The sequence below is a fragment of the Arthrobacter sp. NPDC055585 genome (assembly GCF_053619115.1).
The window spans coordinates 75,300-95,677 of sequence record NZ_JBSHIT010000005.1 but is presented as its reverse complement, the minus strand read 5'-3'; the positions used below and the strand labels follow the sequence as shown (position 1 = coordinate 95,677).

Sequence of the window (20,378 nt, the reverse complement as noted above, 5' to 3'; positions counted from 1 at the left end):
GGTCCTTCGGTACGCTGCCCGTTCCGATGTAGGCATGGTTCGTTTCAAGAACGACGACTCTGCCTACGTTGGGCGCTATCTGGCTGTCGTCGCTGACGGCATGGGCGGTCACGCGGGCGGCAATGTTGCTTCGGCTTCCACCGTGCTGGACCTGGTCCACCTGGACCGCCCGGACCTGGACGACCAGGCCGTCACCGTCCTGGCTGACGAGATCCAGGCGGCAAACTCCCTGCTCTCCGAACTGGTCACCACCTCCCCGGAACTCTCCGGCATGGGAACCACCGTGACTGCCATGCTCCTGCAGGGAGACCGCGTAGCTCTGGCCCACATTGGGGATTCGCGGGCCTACCGGCTCAAGGACGGCGTCTTTGAGCAGATCAGCGTGGACCACACTTTTGTGCAGCGGCTGATCGACGAGGGCAGGCTCCGGCCGGAAGACGCCGAAGTGCATCCGCACAAGAACGTGCTGATGCGGGTACTGGGCGATGTAGATGCCAGCCCCGAGCTGGATCTGGCCACTTTCGAAGTTGAGCCGGGCGAAAAGTGGCTGCTGTGCTCCGACGGCCTCAACGCCGTGCTGCGGGACAGCGACATCGAAGCTGTGCTGCGTGATTCCAAAGATCTCGCCACAGCCGTGGACACCCTGGTGGAACTGACCCTTGCAGGCGGTTCCCCGGACAACGTGACCGTGGCCATTATCGAAGTTGCGGACGAAGCTGACGCTCCCGCTCCAGTACGGGAACCCGCGCCGGTCACGGCAGGGACAGCTGCAGTGCAGCAGCCGTCCCCGGTACACGCCGTTCCGGCCGAATCCGCTGAAACTGAAGACGCGGACGGCTTATCCGCGGAAGACCCCGAACGCGGGGCAGACAGCCCTGTGCGTGCCGAAGTAATCCGCCGGGATCTGGCCTCCCGGCCGCACCTTCTGGTTGGTGCGGCGTCACTGGCCACTGAGACCGGACAAATCCCCATCGTCACCAAACGGTCCGCGGAGCGCCGGGCAGCACGGCTGCTGATGCACAAGGCTGACGACGCCGGCACCCCCGAGCTCCCTCCCGCTGAACCGCCACGCAAGCGGCGCCGCTGGATCCTGGTGGTTGTCCTTGCCGTGATCGCTGCACTGCTCGCCTCCGTGCTCTGGGTCGGTTATGCGTGGACGCAGACGCGCTACTACGTGGGGTCGGCGGACAACCGCGTTGCCATCTACAACGGTGTCTCGCAGACACTGGGCCCCATCAAGCTCTCCCAGGTGGCGGAAACCACCAATATTCCAGTGGACAGCCTGCCGTCCTACTGGCGCAGCAGGGTCAATGACACTGTTCCAGCCAGGGACCTCGTCCATGCAGAGCAGATTGTTGACCAGCTGCGGGGAACTGCCAAGGCGATCCTGTGCCCGCAGCCGAACGAGTCCGCCCCGCCGTCCCCGTCCCCGTCGCCTCTGGCTGAGGCGCTTGACGCGGCGGACGGCACTGACAATCTCCCCGCCATCGATCCATGCGGAGGGCAGCAGTGATGTCAGAACTTGCAGCTCCTGCCAAGCCCCGGCGCAACATTGAGGCCGTTCTGCTGGTACTTGCCCTCACCGTCGGCGTTGGAGCCAACATGCTGGTGGGAATCGACGAAGACCGTGCGTTTGATTCGGATTTCTGGATCCAGGGCGGAACCCTCGTAGCCCTGGTCCTGGCCTTCCACTTTGTGCTGCGCTTCCGGGCTAAATATGCCGATCCGGTAATACTTCCCATCGTGACGGCTTTGAACGGCATTGGCCTGGCAATGATCCACCGGCTGGATATTGCCGAAGGGACCGATGCCGCAGACCGTCAGCTGCTGTGGAGCACCGTTGCCGTAGCTGCCGCGATCGCGGTTCTGTTCCTCATCAAGGACCACCGGATCCTGCGCCGCTACACCTATATTTCGCTGATCGTGAGCGCGGTCCTACTGCTTCTGCCGCTCACCCCGCTGGGTTTGACGATCAACGGTGCGCGGATCTGGATCAGCGTCGGCGGCGGGACATTCCAGCCCGGCGAAATCGCCAAAATCACCCTGGCTATATTCTTCGCAGGGTATCTTTCCGCAAACCGTGACCTGATCCTGCTGGCCGGGCGCAAGGTGGGACCGCTGCAGCTCCCCCGGTTCAAGGACATGGGACCCATGATGGCCGCCTGGGCCGTGAGCATCGGGGTTCTGGTCTTCCAGCGCGATCTTGGCTCATCGATCCTTTTCTTCGGTCTCTTTATGGCCATGATTTACGTCGCGACGAGCCGCGTGAGCTGGGTGCTGATTGGTCTCGCGCTCATCGGCGCCGGCGGATTTGTTGCCGTTCAGCTCTTCAGCCACGTTGCCCTGCGCATCGACGGCTGGCTGAACGCGTTCGATCCCGAAGTGATCGAACGCTCACCGGGCGGCAGCTACCAAGTGGTTCAGGGCCTCTTTGGCCTTGCCAGCGGCGGCATGACCGGCACGGGACTGGGCCAGGGCAGGCCTGATCTGGTTACCTACGCCAACTCGGACATGATCATCACCGCCCTCGGCGAGGAACTGGGACTGATCGGCATTTTTGCGATCGTCCTGATGTACGTCCTGCTTGTCTCCCGCGGTTTCCGCGCAGCCCTGGGAACCCGGGACGGCTTCGGCAAGCTCCTGGCCTGCGGGCTCTCCTTCACCATCGCTCTGCAGTGTTTTGTGGTGATTGGCGGCGTTACCCGCCTCATCCCGCTGACCGGCCTGACCACGCCGTTTATGTCAGCCGGCGGTTCGTCGCTGCTGGCCAACTGGATCATCGTTGCGCTGCTGCTGCTGATTTCCGACGCCGCGAGGCGTCCGGCTGCGACGGGGCTGCTCACGGACATGGAACCGGCTCTGGCAGCACCGGCTTCAGGCAAAACGTTCGGCAGGGGAAGGAATGAGGTGACAGGCGAATGAACCAGGCAATCCGGAACAGCTGGATCGTGGCCCTGGCCATGTTCCTGGCCGTCCTTGCGTCACTGACCTACGTCCAGTTCTTTGCCGCGGATGATCTGAACGGGAATCCGATCAATAACCGCCAGATCTACAAGGAGTTCGGTCAGAACCGGGGTTCCATTCTGGTGGACGGGGCGCCGATCGCAGAGTCCGTTCCCTCCAACGACCAGTTCAACTACCAGCGCGTCTACAACGACCCCGAGCTGTACTCCGCGCTCACCGGCTACTTCTCGCTGGTGCACGGCAGCACCCAGCTTGAGTCTGCGATGACCGATGAGCTCTCCGGAAACAGCGACCAGCAGTTCTACGACCGGCTGGTCCAGATCTTCTCCGGCGCGCAGGCCCAGGGAGCGTCGGTTGAACTCACCATTGACCCGCAGCTCCAGCGGCTTGCCTATGACCTCATTCCCGAAGGCCAGCGCGGATCGATCGTGATGATGGATCCCAAAACCGGTGACATTCTGGCAATGGTGTCCAAGCCGTCCTATGACACGAACCTGCTGGCGGGGCACGACACCGCAGTGGCGAACGCCAACATGGATACACTCCTGGCCGTTCCCGGGCTGTCCCCGTACCTGAACCCGGCAACCCAGTCCCTGCTGGCCCCGGGGTCCACGTTCAAGCTTGTTGACGCCGCAGCGGCTCTTGAAACGGGTAAATTCACCGCGGATTCGGTGATTCCCAACCCACCTGCCCTGCCGCTGCCGGGAACCACCATCTCCCTGCCGAACTACACCAATGGTGCCTGCGCCAGCCGCAGTGAGGCGGACATCCAGTTCGCCCTGGAACAGTCCTGCAACACTGTCTTCGCGCAGATCGCCTGGGACGTTGGACAGGATGCACTCTCCGAGCAGGCCCGGAAGTTCGGTTTCGGGGAGTCATTCAGCATCCCTACTCCGGTGACCGCCAGCAGTTTCCCTGCGACGGAGGACCAGGCCGAGCTGGCGCTGTCTTCGATCGGACAGGGCAGCGTCACTGCGACGCCGCTCCAGGTCGCCATGATTTCCGCTGCCATCGCCAACAACGGCGTGCAGATGACCCCGAACCTGATTAAGTCAGTCCGGGCACCCGACCTTACGGTGATTGACGAGCCCGAACCCACCGTCCTGAATGAATCGATCAGCCCCGGCACTGCCGCACAGCTGACCGACTGGATGGTCAGCGTGGTAGAGAACGGCACCGCCTCCGCAGCCCGGATCCCCGGGGTTCGGGTTGCAGGCAAGACCGGCACAGCCGAAGTCCAGGACCGGGGCGACAACGCCTGGTTTACCGGCTTCGCCCCCGCAGACGACCCAGAGGTGGTCATTTCCATAGTCATGGAAGACGTTGACCTGACCACCGGATCCCAATTGACCACTCCAAGCGCGCAAAAACTCCTAGAGGCGGTGTTGAATAAGTGAGGCCTACTTCGGGAATCACCTTAGGCGGCAGGTTCCAGCTGACCGATCGTATAGCTATCGGCGGCATGGGCGAGGTCTGGAAGGCGCGGGACCTTGTCCTGGGCCGGATCGTTGCCATCAAGATCCTCAAGGAGGAATACACCGGCGATCCGGGCTTCCTGAACCGCTTCCGCGCCGAGGCCCGCCACACTGCCCTGCTGAACCACGAGGGCATCGCCAACGTCTTTGACTACGGTGAGGAAGAAGGCTCCGCCTATCTGGTGATGGAGCTCGTCCCCGGCCAGCCGCTCTCCACCATCATTGAGCGCGAAAAGGTCCTGTCCCCCGACCGGACCCTCTCGATCATCGGCCAGACCGCCACTGCCCTCGCCGTGGCCCACCGCCAGGGACTCGTCCACCGTGATGTAAAGCCCGGCAACCTGCTCATCATGCCCGACGGCCGGGTAAAGATCACCGATTTCGGCATTGCGCGCCTCGCTGACCAGGTTCCCCTCACCGCCACCGGGCAGGTGATGGGCACGGCCCAGTACCTGGCACCGGAACAGGCCACCGGACAGCAGGCCACCGGCTCCAGCGACATCTACGCACTTGGTGTGATCGGCTACGAGCTCCTCGCCGGCACCCGGCCGTTCTCCGGTGAATCCCAGATTGCCATTGCGCTGGCGCAGGTCAATGACACTCCGCCGCCGCTGCCGGAATCCATTCCGGCCCCGGTACGGGCACTGATCATGTCCATGCTGGCCAAGGACCCGGCGGACCGCCCGGCAGATGCCGAAGCCCTCGCGCGCGCCGTCGCAGCCATCCGCCGCGGAGACATCGCGGCAGCGGAGCAGGCCGTCCCCGGAATGCTCCTCTTCGGTTCCGGCGGAAGCGCAGCGACGAGCACAATGACCGCTCCGGTGCCCATGCCGGGAGACACCTCCGCCACCCGTGTGGTGGACACTGCTCCTTCAACCTCTGCCATGCCCGTTGCCTCGGCGGGAGAACAGACAGGTTCCCTGGCCGCATCCCGCGAATGGACTGACGAGGACGTCGACGGTGACGGCGCCGACGGCGGGGACGGTTACAACGACGGCGGCTACGAGGACCAGCCCAAGCGGCGCAAGTGGCTGATCCCGGTCATCGTTGTCCTGGCCCTTGTGCTTGCCGGCATCATCGCGGTCATCGTCGCAAATCTGAATTCCGATCCCGCCGGGGACAGTAAGCCGACGACGTCGTCGTCCACCTCGGTTTCGGCCAGCCCCACGCGCACAAGTTCATCTCCGACGCCGACTTCCCCTTCGCCGTCGCCCACCTCTGCCACTCCCACGGAAGAGGAAGAGCCGGAGATCACTGTCAACGCTGCCCAGTACCAGGGCCGCAACGTCAACGAGGTTGCGACCGAACTCAGCGGCCTTGGCCTGGCAGTCAGCCGGAACCCGGTGCCCTCCGACCAGCCCGAAGGAACCGTGCTGGACGTCAATCCGGTGGGTCCCCTCTCCAGGGGCGACGCCATCGCGATCACCTATTCCAGCGGACCTGAGCTGGTAACCGTCCCGGGCGGTCTTATGGACACGCAGGCATCCGCCGCAAGCCAGGCGATCGTTGCAGCCGGGCTGGTCCCCAACCGGGTAGAACAGGCAGGCACCCAGCCGGCCGGAACCGTGATCAGCGTCAATCCGCGCGAAGGCAGCTCCGTCCCCCGGGGCTCCACGGTAACGATCGTGATTTCCAGCGGCCCCTCCCCGTCCACACCAGCTGACGGGGAAACCGCCCAGCCCGACGGACCCTAGACACCATGAACGCGGATAAAGGACACCCAACACTGAACACTGACCGGATCCTTGACGGTCGCTACGAGGTCGGTGAACTGATCGGCCGGGGCGGCATGGCTGACGTGTACCTCGGCCGTGATTCCAGGCTGGGCCGCGCCGTGGCCATAAAGGTGCTGCGCCCCGACCTTGCCCGGGATCCGCTGTTTCAGTCACGGTTCCGCAGGGAAGCCCAAGCCGTTGCCGGCCTGAATCACTCCTCGATTGTCTCCGTCTATGACACCGGGGACCAGGAACCGGCCAGCGGTTCCCCGGACGACGCACGTCTGCCGTTTATCGTCATGGAGTACGTCTCCGGACGGACGCTGAGGGACCTGATCAAGTCAGGTGACATCACCATTGATGAAGCCATCGACTACACCCTGGGTGTGCTGGCGGCCCTGGAGTACAGCCATCGTTCGGGAATAGTGCACCGGGACATCAAGCCCGCCAACGTTATGGTCACCCACGACGGCCATGTGAAGGTAATGGACTTTGGCATTGCGCGGGCCATCGCCGATTCAGCAGCAACCATGACGCAGACGCAGGCCGTCATCGGCACCGCCCAGTACCTCTCTCCGGAGCAGGCCCGGGGCGAAACCGTGGATGCACGCAGTGATCTGTACTCCGCTGCATGCCTGCTCTTTGAGATGCTCGCCGGACGTCCGCCCTTTGTGGGGGACAGCCCAGTTTCCGTGGCGTACCAGCACGTGCGCGAGGCCCCGCCGAAAGCGAGCAGCTTCAATCCCGAGGTTTCGCCGGCGCTCGATTCAGTCCTGGAACATGCCCTGGCCAAGGACCGCAATGAGCGCTACCAGAGTGCCCATGAATTCCGCGATGCCCTCATTGCTGCCCGCAAGGGCACCATTGATCACTTTCAGACTGCTGCCACGCAGGTTGTTCCGCGCCAGCCGGCGGCTCCGGAACCGGTTTCCGCAGACGAACCTCGTACCCGGGCGATGGCACGTGTCCTGGAAGGCGGACCGCTCACCAGTATGTCTGCCGATGACCTGGAGGAAGGCGGCGCCTCGTCCCTGTCCTCCGGCACTGACCGTTCCCAGGAGCGGCGGAGCCGCCGCCGTGCCTGGGTAATCACGCTGTTTGTGGCTCTTGCCCTGCTGCTCGCTGCCGGCGGGGTGTTTGCCTACAACCTGGCCAACCAGCCGCCTCCTCCGCCTGCAACGGCCGGTATTCCTGAAGTTGAAAACATGACGCAGACGGAAGCGATCAACGCTCTGCTGGAGCGCGGATTCCGCGCGCCGGTAACCGAGCCGCAGTACAGCGACACAGTTGAATCGGGCCTGGCCATCGGCACGGAGCCGGAGGCGGGAAGCACCGTGGCCCTGGACAGCGACATCACACTCTTCATTTCCCAGGGCCCCTCCGCCGTCCAGATCCCCGACACCCTGCCGGGGATGAGCGAAGCTCAGGCCCGGGACACGCTGCGCCTGCTCGGCCTTCAGGGCGGGGAATCCGAAACTACCAATAGTCCCACTGTGCCCGAAGGCCGGGTTATCGAGACCAAGCCCGGAGTCGGTACGTCGGTTCAGGTGGGCAGCACTGTGGATCTGGTCCTCTCCACCGGCAAGGTCACGGTACCCAATCTTGTGGACACTCCGGTGGAGGAGGCCAAGGCCTACCTTGCCGATCCTGCCTACGGGCTGGAGGTCGCAGTGGAGGAAGTTGAAAACAGTGTGGTGGAACCCGGTACCGTGACCGGCCAGAGCGCTCCCGCCGGCAGCGACGTGCCGCAGGGCAGCACCATCACGCTGACCGTGGCCAAGGCACCCGAACCTTCTCCGTCCGCGTCACCAAGTTCCTCTGAGTCACCGTCCACGCCGGGCAACCGGCGCGGCGGCAGCGACTAAACCGCCGCTGCCGCCGAGTTCCTGGAGCCTATGACCGGGAGCTGATCAGCGGGCTCAGCGTAGCGGCGTGGGCCGCTGCACCGCTGAGTCCGAGGGTTTCCAGCCAGTTTCCAAGCATCTGGTAACCGCCCTCGGTAAGCACGGACTCAGGATGAAACTGCACTCCGGACAGGGGAGCGGTGCGGTGCCGCAGACCCATGATGATGCCGCTGCGGGTCCTGGCAGTCACTTCCAGTTCCTCCGGCACGGTGTCTGCCACTGCAGCCAGGGAATGGTAGCGGGTGGCGGTCAGCGGACTCGGCAAACCGCTGAAGACGTCCGTGGCTTCGTGTTCCACCTCTGAAGTCTTGCCGTGCATCAGTTCGGGGGCGTGGGTGACGGTCCCTCCGAAGGCCTCTGCGAGTGCCTGGTGGCCCAGGCAGATTCCCAGCATCGGTTTGCCGTTGTCCCGGCACCAGCGGATCAGGTCAATGCAGATGCCGGCCTCCGCAGGCGCACCGGGGCCGGGGGAGACCAGGACGCCGTCGCGCGCTGCAGCGAGTTCCTTCGCCTCTTCCACACTGACATCGTCGTTGCGGATGACGGTGGTCTCCGCGCCCAGTTCCTGGAGATAGCCGACCAGGGTGTAAACAAAGCTGTCGTAGTTGTCAACCACAAGGATGCGGGTGCTCATTGCGTTTCAGAACCGCCAATCGTTGAATCCGTGAGAGGTGCAAGGAAGCTAAACTCCGAGAACCATGGGAAGACATAAGTCATAAGGACCAGCACCACCCCAGCGGCCAGCACAAGGGCCGTGATGATCCGCACCCAGAGCGGGCCCGGGAGATGCCGGAAGATCCAAGCGTACATTTTATCCCTGTCCTTGCGCGCTGCGGGTTACGAGTGCCGAGATCTCCTCCGGCGGCCCGGCGGACGCCGGCTGCCAGGAATCCAGGACCGCGTAGGAGATGAACCTCTCCTCTGACCCGAACCGCGGGTTGCAGGTGGTCAGCGTCAGGATCCGTTCCTGAGGTTCGGCGCCGGGCTGGGTAGGCACCGGGGCCAGCACATCCACGCGGTCCGGAAGCACTATCTGGCTGTTGCGGTAAACATATGTGTAATACCCCTCGGACGTCTGGACGTAGATGCGGTCCCCGGGCACCAGGGTATCGACGGCGTCGAGTACCTGGCCGTGTGTCTGCCGGTGGCCGGCAAGGGCGAAGTTGCCGATTTCCCCGGGCATCGCTGTTTCCGGGTAATGGCCCAGCCCCAGGCTGTCCAGAACGTCTGTGCCCACTCCCTGAGTGACGGGCCGGGCATGTTCTGCCCCAAAACGAGGTATGTAGATCGCCGCGAAGGTTGTTCCCTCTGTCTCCGGGACGGGAAGTACCGCGGGGTCGCCGTAGTCGCCCGCTTCAGCGGCAGCCGGCGCTGGAGGCGCCGGTTCGAATCCGGCGAAGAGCTCTTCCATTGCGGCTTCCTGCCTGCGGTCGGCTTCGATATTCGTCCACCACAGTTCCCAGACCACAAACAGAACGAGAATCAGGCCCAGGGTGATCAGCAGCTCACCGATTACCTGGACGGCGAAGGCACCTCTGCTCTGGTTCCGTTTCCGGCCGGGCCTGCGGTTGGCTGACCGGGACGGTGCCGGAGCTGGAATGTCCCCCACATCATTTGCCGTGCTTTCCATCCGGTCCCCGGTCCTCTCCATGGCTGGCTGTGTATCCGGGCACACCCGGGCCTCTCATTCGCTACGATTGGGAGAGAGGAGACCTTCCACAACCGCCCGGGCTACCGCAGATACCCCGTCAGGATATAGCCCGCGGCCAGCCCAGGCGAGCTGTGCGGGGCTCCCACAGACCATATCCGTGCCGGCATCCTGTGAGCCGGTTCCGCTAGGAGGATCCGTGCCCGAGTCAAAGTCCCGCAAGAAGCCCACGGCAGCACCCGAGACCATCCCTGCCAGGAGCAAGTCCGAACCGAAGCCCAACCCGGTCTGGTACAAGCCCGTGATGTTCGGCCTGATGCTCATCGGCCTGATCTGGATCATCGTCTTCTATATCTCTGAAGGCGTTTACCCGGTACCGGCCCTTGGCGCCGGTAACATCCTGGTGGGCTTCGGCGTCGCCATTGTGGGCTTCCTGATGACAACCCGCTGGCGGTAGCCAGCCGCTGCGGCTTACACACAACTTCCGGAACTCCCCGGATGCCGAGGGCATCCGGGGAGTTTTTTTCGCCCTTCTTCAGCACCCGGCATTCGACAGAAGTCGCGGACAGGTTTTAAACAGGGTTACCCACAGCCAAGGCACTTCTCCACACATAGTTATCCACAGGCGTGGATAACTATGTGTGTGATGTGGTGCTCACTTATGTCCCACCGTCCACACTGGTTCCAAACTTATCCACAGGTGCAGGTGGAAAAGCTGGGGACAACCGTGATGAGAAGGGCACATACTTATACCCACCATGTGCAGATAGTTATCCACAACTGTGGGTAAAGTTGTGGCTACTCGCGAGTAGATCCTTGCAAACAACGGGATCTGGGTTATCCACAGCTGTGGAATTACATGTGTGTAACTCAGGCGGGGCACTGGATAACTTCCTGTCCAAGTTACCCACCGGGTGTGCATAACCCTGTGCCGCATCTGTGGACAACAGTGCTTCAGCTGAGCGCTGGTAGGCACCGTTCTCGACTGCGGCTCTCTCAGTGCCTGAGTTACACGGCTGTAAGTTATTAACAATGTGGGTATCTCTGTGGATAACAAGATGCTCCTCTGTGGACAGCCGCGCATCTTCCCCCGGCGGAGCGTCACGGCCCGACGCCCGTGAGATGAAAAAAGCCCCCGCCGTTCTCCGGCGGGGGCTTAATCGGTCCGTACTGTTAAAAGTTCGGCGTCCAGAAGATGCTCAGTGCCACCAGGACAAGAGCGATAGCTGCCAGGCCGCCGAACTGGACCACGGAACGCCGCGGCCCCTTGGGTGCGTAGGCCAGGACGGCACCGCACGCGGCTCCGGTGAGCAGGCCGCCCAGGTGGGCCTGCCAGGAGATACTCGGATACACAAAGCCCAGCACCAGGTTGATGGCAATCAGGATCAGCAGGGCCTTCACTTCCCCGCCGCGCTGACGCTGGATCACAAAGAGCGCCCCGAACAGGCCGAAGATCGCTCCGGAGGCCCCTACAACGGCCTGGAATGCGGGGGCGAGGATAAGAACCCCAATGGATCCGCCCAGTGCCGAGATCAGGTACAGGAGAATGAACCGCAGCCGGCCCAGAAGCGGTTCCAGTGATCTTCCCAGAAGCCAGAGCGCATACAGGTTGAAGGCAATGTGGAAGATGAACCCCGGAGAGTGCAGGAACGCTGCGGTCAGCATGCGCCACGGTTCGGCCTGCGCGTAGACGGGGGCAAACCAGGCCAGTTCCATAAACCCGGGAACGAACCATTGCAGGGCGTAGGCCACGCCGCAGAGCACCATAAGGGTGATGGTTACTACCGGTTTGCCGGGCCGGGCGGCTCCGCCGTATGGGGTCCGGTATGCAGGCGACTGCCGGCGGCTCTCCCGAAAGCAGTCCACGCACTGGATCCCCACCGGCGCCGTGTGCTGGCACTCCGGGCAGGCCGCCCTGCCGCACCGCTGGCACCGTATGTAACTGACGCGGTCCGGATGGCGCGGGCAGACAGGTACTTCATGGGCCGGGGTTTCGGCGGGTACTCCATAGGACATGGTGTGTTTGCTCCAGGAAAGTTCTAGAGGAGTAACCCCCCGGCCGGCAGTACCGGCCGGGGGAGAGGCAAAGCGGCTAGAGCTGCTCTACGGTGATGCTGTTGATGACAACATCTTCGGTCGGCTTGTCCCGCATGTCGGTGGAAACGGCGTTAAGCGCGTCCACAACAGCCTTGGACTCGTCATCGGCAACTTCACCGAAGATGGTGTGCTTGCCCTGCAGCCAGGTGGTGGGTACCGAGGTGATGAAGAACTGCGAGCCGTTGGTGCCGCGGCCCATCTGGATTCCGGCGTTGGCCATGGCCAGCTTGTAGGGTTCCGTGAAGTCCAGGTCCGGGCTGATCTCGTCGTCGAACTGGTAGCCCGGTCCGCCCGTGCCGCGGCCCAGGGGATCGCCGCCCTGGATCATGAAGTCCTTGATGATGCGGTGGAAGATGGTTCCGTCGTAGAGCGGACGGCTGGTCTTCTCACCGGTGGCCGGGTCAGTCCATTCAATTTCTCCGGTTGCCAGGCCGACGAAGTTGCGGACCGTCTTCGGCGCGTGGTTGCCGAAGAGGTTGATCCGGATATCGCCCTTGGTCGTGTGGACGGTTGCTTTTGCGGTAGGAATAGCAGTCATGATCCTCATTCTTCCACGGCGGCCTTACAGGCGGCTGGAAAAAGGCCTGTTCAGCGCACAGTGAAAATCCCGTAGCCAGAGGCGCTCTGATAGCACAGAACCGGCATTGCACGTAGGCTAAGGCTGAACCGTCACTATCCTGGGAGGTAGTTTTGAACAAGAAGGACCGCATTGCCCGTGACTTCGAAGCGAATGTCACCGCAGGCGTGGAAACGGCGCGTGACTGGGCAACCCCCAAAGTAGAGGCCGCCGTCGGATGGGCAGTTCCCCGCATCGAAAAGGGAATTGAAACCGCCTCTCCGAAGATTCAGGACGGACTCAAGCGCGCAGCCGATGAAATCGCGCAGGGCGTTGCAGTCGTGACGCCGCGGCTCCAGGACGGTCTGCAGAAGGTCGGCCCCAGGATCAGCCAGGTTGTTGATGACGCGGCACCGAAGATCCAGACCACTTTGGACAAGGCGACTCCCGCCCTGACCCATGCCAAGGACAAGGTTGTGGACAGCTACATTCCCACCCTGTCCACCCGCATCGGTGATGCAGCGGACTCCGTTTCCCGCGGCCTGGGTACCGCCACTGTTCCGGTGCAGACTGCCGTGGCAAAGGCAACCGGTAACAAGAAGGCACTGAAGCAGGCCCAGAAGGCTGCTGCCAAGGCCGCCAAGGAAGCCCGCAAGAGCAAGAGCGGCGGCAAGGGCTGGCTGATCTTCGGCATCGTTGCCTCCGCCGTCGTGGCAGCCGTAGCCGCCTGGCGAGCCTCGCGTCCGGTCGAGGATCCGTGGAAGACCCCGGCTCCCACCCAGACCCAGCCGTCTGTACCCGTTCCTGCCCCGGCTCCGGCAGCACCGGCTGCCGATGCCAAGCCTGCCGCCAAGGCGGCGGAAACCCCGGCTGAGCAGGCGAAGGACACAGCCGCCACTGCGGCGCAGAAGGCCAAGGATGCTGCACAGAATGTGAAGGAAGCGGCTGCTTCCAGCACTTCCAAGGCATCCGAGAAAGCTGGCGAAGCCGTAAAGAAGACCCAGGACGCAGCCGCAACGAAGTCCGGCGGCGCCCACGCAGAGAACAAGGCTGACAAGCCGCAGAAGTAAGGGTTTATCCGGCTCACAGCCGGATAAACGCAAAGGGACCGGATGCCGCACGGCGTCCGGTCCCTTTTCTCGTTAACTCAGCGTTCCACATCCCCGCCCAGCGCCGGCGGCGCCGGCGGGAGGTGGTCCTCACCCGATGAGGACCGCAGCGCCTCTTTCTTCCTCGCCTGACCCAGCAGCACGACGGCAAGCCCGCCCAGAATCACTGCCAGGCCAACGTAGGTGCCGCCCGGCAATTCCTCGCCCAGGAAGATCGCCGCCAGGATCGCGGCACCGGGAATCTCCAGCAGGATGATCATGGAGACCACCAGCGGGCTGATGACGGCGAGCAGATGGTTGAAGACGGTGTGCCCCAGCAGCTGTGCCATGACGGTCACACCAAGGATTCCCGCCCAGGCCGCCGGCGGGAAACCAATGACGGGCTGCTGGAAGGCCAGGCACATTACCGCCAGGATCACGGCACATGAGCCGTAGCAGAGGGTGGTGTAGGTGCCGGTGGACATGGTCCTCCGGGCCTTGCCGCCTGCGATCGTGTACAGGCCCGCCAGGGCTCCTCCTGCCACTGCCAGGGCGTCGCCGAGCAGCGCCTCGGGGGAGAGCGCCACATCAAACCCGGTGATGACCAGCACACCTGCAAATGCGATCACCAGGCCTGCCAGAGTCTGCGGAGCTACCCGCCGTCCGCGGAAGACATCGAAGAGCGCAATCCATCCAGCCTGCAGGCATACCAGGGCCGTTGCCACCGCAACTGACGTCAGCTGCAGGGCGGTGATAAAGCAGGCAAAATGCAGGGCCAGTGCCAGGGATGCGAGGGCTGTCCAGCGGAGTTCTGTGCGGTTCAGGTTCCGGAACCCGTCCTTGCCGCGCAGGCCGGCCGGCACTCCCATGATGACGGCGCCGAGGGCGTTCCGCCAGAATGCAATGGCCAGCGCAGGAGCCGCAGTTGCGGCCATTATGGGTCCGGACGCAGAGACGCCCAGCACGCCGATCATGGCGAGGAAAAAGGTCATTACCTGAGATTATTCCCTGTGCTCTTCCACCGGCCGCACCGTGCCGTACCGCGGTCTCTGTGTCGGCTGGTCCGGCGTCGTCCTTGTCGCTTGAGGCATAGGTGTTAAAGCAGAAAGTCCCGGCCGATGTGGCCGGGACTTTCTTTCGGTGGAGGCACGGGGACTCGAACCCCGAACCCCCTGCTTGCAAAGCAGGTGCGCTACCAATTGCGCCATGCCCCCGAATTTGGAACTTCACCAGTATATCCCACCTGTGACAGTGGTCAAACCGGGCCGTTCCTAAGTGGAGCTACTCAACCTTGTCGGTTGAGGCCTTCCAGACGGATTTCTCCGCGGCAGTTTCCTGCCATTTCCGGAAAGCGAAGGCTCCTGCTGCTGCAGCCGTGGCAATTACCAACAACTTCTTCACAGTGCCTCCTTGCCGTTGTGGTCAACCATTTTCATGGTCTTCCGTGGGCGTACCAGGACTTGAACCTGGGACCTCTTCGTTATCAGCGAAGCGCTCTAACCGCCTGAGCTATACGCCCCGATACCTCACCGGGCCGAGATAAGACTCTACCGTACCCCCGGCCAGTTCCCCAAATCCGGGTTCCTGTTCCGGCGCGGACGGTGTGTCCGCACCGGAACGAAACCGTTTATTAGTCGTCTGTGAGGGTTACGCCGATGCCGCCCACCAGGGTGGAGGCAATGTTGTACAGCACGGCCGAAAGCATCGACAGTGCCGTCAGAAGCAGGACGTTGACGACGGCGATGATCGTCGCGAAGGAGACCACCTGTCCCAGCGAGGCGAATTCGCGCAGGTCGAAGCCGCCGGATTCGGAGCCGGCAATCTCTCCCAGCAGGTCGTTGACGCGGTCGAAGATACCGGTGAGGTCCAGGACCGTCCACAGCACGATTGCGGCCACAACCGTGACAACGCCAAGAGCAACCGAGAGCAGGAAGGACATCTTCAGCACCGACCACGGGTCGATCTTGCTCACCAGCAGGCGGGCCTTGCGGGCCTTGGCCTTGGGCGCCGGCTTGACCAGCGGCTGCCGGTTGTTACCCGGAGCGCTCTGACCCGTTCCAGGCCGCTGGGCGGGCCGTGCCGGGGTTTTTACCCGCGGACCGCCGCCGGACCTGGCGTTAGAGTTGGTCGAGCTCACTCGCTACCTCCATCTTCAGCAGACTGCGCGTCGCGCCCAGCCGTTTCGTCTGTAGACAACGGTACTTCATCCACAGATGCCTCCACAGACTCGCCCTCGGCTGCTGCCTCGTCCTCGTCCGCATCCACGGCGAGGTCACGCTCGGAGTTCCGGGCCACCGCAATGATCCGGTCATTCTTGTCCGGCTTGGCGAAGATGACCCCCATGGTGTCGCGGCCCTTGGCCGGAACACCCGAGACCGCTGAGCGGACAACCTTGCCGCCCTGCATGACCACCAGGACTTCGTCTTCTTCCTGGACGATCATGGCACCGACCAGGTGGCCCCGGTCCTCGTTGTACTTGCCAACCTTGATGCCAAGTCCGCCGCGGCCCTGAACCCGGTATTCGTCCACGGAGGTGCGCTTGGCGTAGCCGCCTTCCGTGACAATGAACACGTAGGAGTCCTCGGTTACGACGTCGGCTGCCAGCAGCTCGTCATCTTCGCGGAACTTCATTCCGGTCACACCGGAGGTGGCACGGCCCATGGGGCGCAGTGCCTCGTCGGTGGCGGTGAAGCGCAGGGACTGGCCCTTACGGGAAACCAGCATCAGGTCATCGGTTTCGCTGACCAGCTGGGCAGAAACCACTTCGTCGCCTTCACGCAGGTTGATCGCAATGACGCCTGCTGAACGGTTGGTGTCATAGTCCTGAAGCTGGGTCTTTTTGACCAGGCCCCGCTTGGTGGCAAGCACCAGGTAAGGAGCTGCTTCATAGTCCGGCAGATCGAGTACCTGGGCAATGTGTTCGCCGGGCTGGAAGGCCAGCAGGTTCGCCACGTGCTGGCCCTTGGCATCCCGGCCGCCTTCGGCCAGTTCATAGGCCTTGGCGCGGTAGACCCGCCCCAGGTTCGTGAAGAACAGCAGCCAGTGGTGGGTGGTGGTGACGAAGAAGTGCTCCACGACGTCGTCTCCGCGCAGCTGTGCGCCGCGGATGCCCTTGCCGCCGCGGTGCTGTGCCCGGTAGTTGTCGCTGCGGGTGCGCTTGACGTAGCCGCCGCGGGTGATGGTGACAACCATTTCCTCTTCGGGGATCAGGTCTTCCATGCTCATGTCGCCGTCGTAGCCCATCAGGACCTTGGTGCGGCGCTCATCCCCGTGCTTCTCCACGATCTCAGCCAGTTCTTCGCTCACAATGCCGCGCTGGCGCTCTTCGGAGGCCAGGATGGCGTTGTATTCGGCGATCTCGACTTCGAGCTTGGCGTGCTGGTCCTGGATCTTCTGGCGCTCCAGGGCTGCCAGGCGGCGCAGCTGCATGTCCAGGATGGCCTGGGACTGCAGTTCGTCGATGTCCAGCAGCTGCATCAGGCCGGTGCGGGCTTCATCAACAGTGCTGGACCGGCGGATCAGGGCAATAACCTCGTCCAGTGCATCCAGTGCCTTGAGCAGGCCGCGCAGGATGTGCGCGACTTCCTCGGCCTTGCGCAGCCGGTACCGGGTGCGCCGGACAATGACCTCGAGCTGGTGGGTGACCCAGTGGCGGATGAACGCGTCCAGGCTGAGGGTGCGCGGCACGCCGTCAACAATCGCCAGCATGTTGGCGCCGAAGTTGTCCTGCAGCTGGGTGTGCTTGTAGAGGTTGTTCAGCACCACCTTCGCGACGGCGTCGCGCTTGAGCACGATTACCAGGCGCTGGCCGGTGCGTCCGGAGGTTTCATCGCGCATGTCGGCGATACCGGTGATCTTGCCGTCCTTGACCAGCTCGGCAATCTTGATCGCCAGGTTGTCCGGGTTGGCCATGTAAGGCAGCTCGGTGACCACCAGGCAGGTGCGGTTCTGGATTTCCTCCACATTGACCACGGCGCGCATGGTGATGGAGCCGCGGCCGGTGCGGTAGGCGTCCTCGATGCCCTTGTGGCCCAGGATCGTGGCGCCGGTGGGGAAGTCAGGTCCCTTGACCCGCTTGATCAGTTCCTCGAGGAGCTCCTCGTTGGAAGCTTCCGGGTGCTGCAGGTACCACTGCACACCGTCAGCAACCTCGCGCAGGTTGTGCGGGGGAATGTTGGTGGCCATGCCCACGGCGATGCCGGAGGAGCCGTTGACCAGCAGGTTCGGGAACCGGGCCGGCAGGATGGTGGGTTCCTGGTTGCGGCCGTCGTAGTTGTCCATAAAATCGACGGTTTCCTCGTCGATGTCACGGACCATCTCCATGGCCAGCGGGGCCATCTTGGTTTCGGTGTAACGCGGTGCGGCCGCGCCGTCGTTGCCCGGGGAACCGAAGTTGCCCTGGCCGAGGGCCAGCGGTGCGCGCATGACCCAGTCCTGGATCAGGCGGACCAGCGCATCGTAGATGGCTGAGTCGCCGTGCGGGTGGTACTGGCCCATAACTTCGCCGACCACGCGCGCGCACTTGTTGAAGGAGCGGTCGGGGCGGTAGCCGCCGTCGTACATCGCGTAGATCACGCGGCGGTGCACGGGCTTCAGGCCGTCGCGCACATCCGGCAGGGCGCGTCCGACGATGACCGCCATTGCGTAGTCCAGGTAGGAGCGCTGCATTTCGGTCTGCAGGTCAATCTGCTCCACGCGGTCGGAGAGGACGTTCCCGCTGACGGGTTCGAGTTCGCCGCCGGGGACCTCCGGGGTCTCATCACTCATTGCTTGTATTCCGTTCTAAGTACTTGAAAAGTCCGGGTAGCTGAGGCACTAGATGTCCAGGAACCGGACGTCCTTGGCGTTCTGCTGGATGAAGTTGCGGCGGGATTCGACGTCCTCACCCATGAGCACCGAGAAAACCTGGTCCGCGGAGGCGGCGTCGTCCATGGTGACCTGCAGCAGGGTGCGGTGGTCGGGGTCCATGGTGGTGTCCCAGAGTTCGGTGTAGTCCATTTCGCCCAGGCCCTTGTAGCGCTGGATGCCGTTGTCCTTGGGCAGGCGCTGGTTGTTCGCCAGGCCGCGGGCCACCACTTCGTCGCGTTCGCGGTCGCTGTAGACGTAGTCGTGCGGGTGGTTGGACCACTTGATGCGGTACAGCGGGGGCTGTGCCAGGTAGACGTAGCCCTGCTCAATCAGCGGGCGCATGTAGCGGAAGAGCAGCGTCAGCAGCAGCGTGGTGATGTGCTGGCCGTCGACGTCGGCATCGGCCATCAGCACAATCTTGTGGTACCTGGCCTTCTCGACGTCGAAGTCCTCGCCGATCCCGGCGCCGAACGCGGTGATCATGGACTGGACTTCGGCGTTGGAGAGCGCACGGTCCAGCCGGGCCCGCTCGACGTTCAGGATCTTGCCGCGCAGCGGCAGGATGGCCTGGGTTTCCGGGTTGCGGCCGCGGACGGCGGAACCGCCTGCCGAGTCACCCTCCACGATGTAAATTTCGGACCGCGACGGATCCTTGGAGGAGCAGTCCTTGAGCTTGCCGGGCATTCCACCGGACTCCAGCAGGCCCTTGCGCCTGGTGGACTCGCGGGCCTTGCGGGCAGCGAGTCGTGCCTGGGACGCCTGAATGGACTTTCGAATGACGTCGCGGGCCGGGCCCGGGTTGCGTTCCAGCCAGTCACCGAGCTGGTCGGTGACGACGCGCTGGACGAAGCCCTTGACCTCGGAGTTGCCGAGTTTGGTCTTGGTCTGGCCTTCGAACTGCGGTTCTGCGATCTTCACGGAAATGACGGCGGTGAGGCCCTCGCGGATGTCATCACCGGTAAGGTTGTCATCCTTTTCCTTGATGATGTTCTTCTCGCGCGCGTACCGGTTGATCAGCGAAGTCATGGCCGCACGGAAACCTTCTTCGTGTGTGCCGCCCTCATGGGTGTTGATCGTGTTCGCGTAGGTGTGGACACTTTCGGAGTACGCGGTGGTCCACTGCAGGGCCATTTCCACGGCCATCTTCTTGTCATTGTCTTCGGTTTCGAAGGCAATGATGTCGTCGTGGATGACCTCCACCTTTTTGGAGCTGTTCAGGTGGTGAACGTAGTCCAGCAGACCGTTGGCGTACATGTAGTCGACGCTGCGGTGCTTGGGCGTTTCCTCTGACTCGGATGCGTCGTCGGCGATTTCCTCGGCCGTCTCATCCAGGGCACGCTCATCCGTCAGGACAATGCGCAGGCCCTTGTTCAGGAATGCCATCTGCTGGAAGCGCGCACGGAGGGTCTCGAAGTCGAACTCGGTGGTCTCGAAGATTTCGGGATCCGGGTAGAACGTCTGGGTGGTACCGGTTTCCTCGGTTTCCTCACCCTTGCGTAGACTGCCCACCGGATGCCCGCCGTTTTCGAAGGTCTGCCGCCAGACGAAGCCCTGCCGCTTGACCTCGGTTTCAACACGCGCGGACAGCGCGTTCACTACGGAGATACCCACGCCGTGCAGGCCGCCGGAAACGGCATATCCGCCGCCGCCGAACTTGCCGCCGGCGTGCAGGATGGTCATAACAACCTGAACCGTCGGCATGTTTTCCGTCGGGTGCATGTCCACGGGGATACCGCGGCCGTTGTCCGAGACCCGGACGCCGCCGTCAGCCTGGAGCGTCACATCAATGCGGTCGCAGTACCCGGCCAGGGCTTCATCCACCGAGTTGTCCACCACTTCATAAACCAGGTGGTGCAGGCCGCGGGGTCCGGTGGAACCGATGTACATACCCGGGCGCTTGCGCACGGCTTCCAGGCCTTCGAGGACAGTGATCTCATTGGCGCCGTATTCGTGCGGTGCCACGGCCTCGCTGTCTTCCTGGGGAACGGGCTCGGTGTTGTTCAGTTCTTGGCCAAGTTCGTTGCCAAGTTCGTTGCCGAGTTCGTTGTCACGCTCATTGTCGTTAGCCACAGGTGCTGTCGAC

General features: G+C 63.3%; 17 protein-coding genes and 2 tRNA genes. 7 read left to right on the top strand and 12 right to left on the bottom strand.

Features of this window, described 5'->3' with window-relative positions; all coding sequences use genetic code 11:
• The first annotated feature begins 34 nt into the window (after window positions 1-34).
• From ACWGQ2_RS10165 to pknB, 5 genes are read left to right on the top strand one after another with little or no spacing between them, the layout of a single operon-like run.
• On the top strand, window positions 35-1,513 hold the full coding sequence (locus tag ACWGQ2_RS10165; RefSeq protein ID WP_452016850.1) for a protein phosphatase 2C domain-containing protein: 1,479 nt from the start codon (window positions 35-37) through the stop codon (window positions 1,511-1,513).
• Window positions 1,513-2,922: an FtsW/RodA/SpoVE family cell cycle protein gene (locus ACWGQ2_RS10160; protein ID WP_452016848.1), complete on the top strand. Its 1,410-nt coding sequence runs from the start codon at window positions 1,513-1,515 to the stop codon at window positions 2,920-2,922. The genes ACWGQ2_RS10165 and ACWGQ2_RS10160 overlap by 1 nt, the downstream gene beginning before the upstream one ends.
• The gene (locus ACWGQ2_RS10155; RefSeq protein ID WP_452016846.1) at window positions 2,919-4,361 is read left to right on the top strand and encodes a peptidoglycan D,D-transpeptidase FtsI family protein; all 1,443 of its coding nucleotides are present in this window, start codon (window positions 2,919-2,921) and stop codon (window positions 4,359-4,361) included. The genes ACWGQ2_RS10160 and ACWGQ2_RS10155 overlap by 4 nt, the downstream gene beginning before the upstream one ends.
• Complete coding sequence (locus ACWGQ2_RS10150) at window positions 4,358-6,133, top strand: protein kinase domain-containing protein (protein ID WP_452016844.1); 1,776 nt, start codon at window positions 4,358-4,360, stop codon at window positions 6,131-6,133. The genes ACWGQ2_RS10155 and ACWGQ2_RS10150 overlap by 4 nt, the downstream gene beginning before the upstream one ends.
• Window positions 6,134-6,138: 5 nt before the next feature.
• Window positions 6,139-8,019 carry a Stk1 family PASTA domain-containing Ser/Thr kinase gene (gene pknB / locus ACWGQ2_RS10145; protein ID WP_452016842.1) on the top strand — a complete coding sequence of 627 codons (1,881 nt, stop codon included), beginning with the start codon at window positions 6,139-6,141 and terminating at the stop codon, window positions 8,017-8,019.
• A 28-nt stretch (window positions 8,020-8,047) separates the two neighbouring features.
• On the opposite strand, the gene ACWGQ2_RS10140 is transcribed toward pknB, so the two are convergent.
• From ACWGQ2_RS10140 to ACWGQ2_RS10130, 3 genes are read right to left on the bottom strand one after another with little or no spacing between them, the layout of a single operon-like run.
• Window positions 8,048-8,692, bottom strand: a complete 645-nt coding sequence (locus ACWGQ2_RS10140) for an aminodeoxychorismate/anthranilate synthase component II (RefSeq protein ID WP_452016840.1) — start codon at window positions 8,690-8,692, stop codon at window positions 8,048-8,050.
• Complete coding sequence (locus ACWGQ2_RS10135; protein WP_422401109.1) at window positions 8,689-8,868, bottom strand: hypothetical protein; 180 nt, start codon at window positions 8,866-8,868, stop codon at window positions 8,689-8,691. The genes ACWGQ2_RS10140 and ACWGQ2_RS10135 overlap by 4 nt, the downstream gene beginning before the upstream one ends.
• Before the next feature lies 1 nt (window position 8,869).
• Complete coding sequence (locus ACWGQ2_RS10130; RefSeq protein ID WP_452016838.1) at window positions 8,870-9,709, bottom strand: class E sortase; 840 nt, start codon at window positions 9,707-9,709, stop codon at window positions 8,870-8,872.
• A 196-nt stretch (window positions 9,710-9,905) separates the two neighbouring features.
• Here ACWGQ2_RS10130 and ACWGQ2_RS10125 point away from each other — a divergent pair, with 196 nt between their 5' ends.
• Entirely contained in the window at window positions 9,906-10,163 is a 258-nt protein-coding gene (locus ACWGQ2_RS10125) for a cell division protein CrgA (RefSeq protein ID WP_452016836.1), read from the top strand.
• Window positions 10,164-10,879: 716 nt separating this feature from the next.
• Here ACWGQ2_RS10125 and ACWGQ2_RS10120 read toward each other — a convergent pair.
• Together ACWGQ2_RS10120 and ACWGQ2_RS10115 are read right to left on the bottom strand one after the other, a co-directional pair.
• Entirely contained in the window at window positions 10,880-11,572 is a 693-nt protein-coding gene (locus tag ACWGQ2_RS10120) for a rhomboid family intramembrane serine protease (RefSeq protein WP_452016834.1), read from the bottom strand.
• Window positions 11,573-11,798: 226 nt separating this feature from the next.
• Window positions 11,799-12,341 (bottom strand): peptidylprolyl isomerase, encoded by a 543-nt coding sequence (locus ACWGQ2_RS10115; protein ID WP_452016832.1) that lies wholly within the window; start codon window positions 12,339-12,341, stop codon window positions 11,799-11,801.
• 152 nt (window positions 12,342-12,493) lie between these two features.
• Here ACWGQ2_RS10115 and ACWGQ2_RS10110 point away from each other — a divergent pair, with 152 nt between their 5' ends.
• Window positions 12,494-13,429 carry a hypothetical protein gene (locus ACWGQ2_RS10110; RefSeq protein WP_452016830.1) on the top strand — a complete coding sequence of 312 codons (936 nt, stop codon included), beginning with the start codon at window positions 12,494-12,496 and terminating at the stop codon, window positions 13,427-13,429.
• A gap of 77 nt (window positions 13,430-13,506) precedes the next feature.
• Here ACWGQ2_RS10110 and ACWGQ2_RS10105 read toward each other — a convergent pair whose 3' ends face one another.
• The 7 genes from ACWGQ2_RS10105 to gyrB all read right to left on the bottom strand — a co-directional run bounded on the left by ACWGQ2_RS10105 (window position 13,507) and on the right by gyrB (window position 20,257).
• Window positions 13,507-14,439 carry a DMT family transporter gene (locus tag ACWGQ2_RS10105; RefSeq protein WP_452016828.1) on the bottom strand — a complete coding sequence of 311 codons (933 nt, stop codon included), beginning with the start codon at window positions 14,437-14,439 and terminating at the stop codon, window positions 13,507-13,509.
• Window positions 14,440-14,588: 149 nt separating this feature from the next.
• Window positions 14,589-14,661: transfer RNA gene (locus ACWGQ2_RS10100), tRNA-Ala, on the bottom strand.
• A gap of 67 nt (window positions 14,662-14,728) precedes the next feature.
• Window positions 14,729-14,848 (bottom strand): DLW-39 family protein, encoded by a 120-nt coding sequence (locus ACWGQ2_RS10095; RefSeq protein WP_452016826.1) that lies wholly within the window; start codon window positions 14,846-14,848, stop codon window positions 14,729-14,731.
• Window positions 14,849-14,892: 44 nt separating this feature from the next.
• A tRNA-Ile gene (locus ACWGQ2_RS10090) sits at window positions 14,893-14,966 on the bottom strand.
• Window positions 14,967-15,077: 111 nt separating this feature from the next.
• The gene (locus tag ACWGQ2_RS10085; protein WP_452016824.1) at window positions 15,078-15,584 is read right to left on the bottom strand and encodes a DUF3566 domain-containing protein; all 507 of its coding nucleotides are present in this window, start codon (window positions 15,582-15,584) and stop codon (window positions 15,078-15,080) included.
• Window positions 15,581-18,214 (bottom strand): DNA gyrase subunit A, encoded by a 2,634-nt coding sequence (gyrA, locus tag ACWGQ2_RS10080; RefSeq protein WP_452016822.1) that lies wholly within the window; start codon window positions 18,212-18,214, stop codon window positions 15,581-15,583. The genes ACWGQ2_RS10085 and gyrA overlap by 4 nt, the downstream gene beginning before the upstream one ends.
• 48 nt (window positions 18,215-18,262) lie before the next feature.
• The gene (gene gyrB / locus ACWGQ2_RS10075) at window positions 18,263-20,257 is read right to left on the bottom strand and encodes a DNA topoisomerase (ATP-hydrolyzing) subunit B (RefSeq protein ID WP_452017231.1); all 1,995 of its coding nucleotides are present in this window, start codon (window positions 20,255-20,257) and stop codon (window positions 18,263-18,265) included.
• Window positions 20,258-20,378 lie beyond the last annotated feature (121 nt).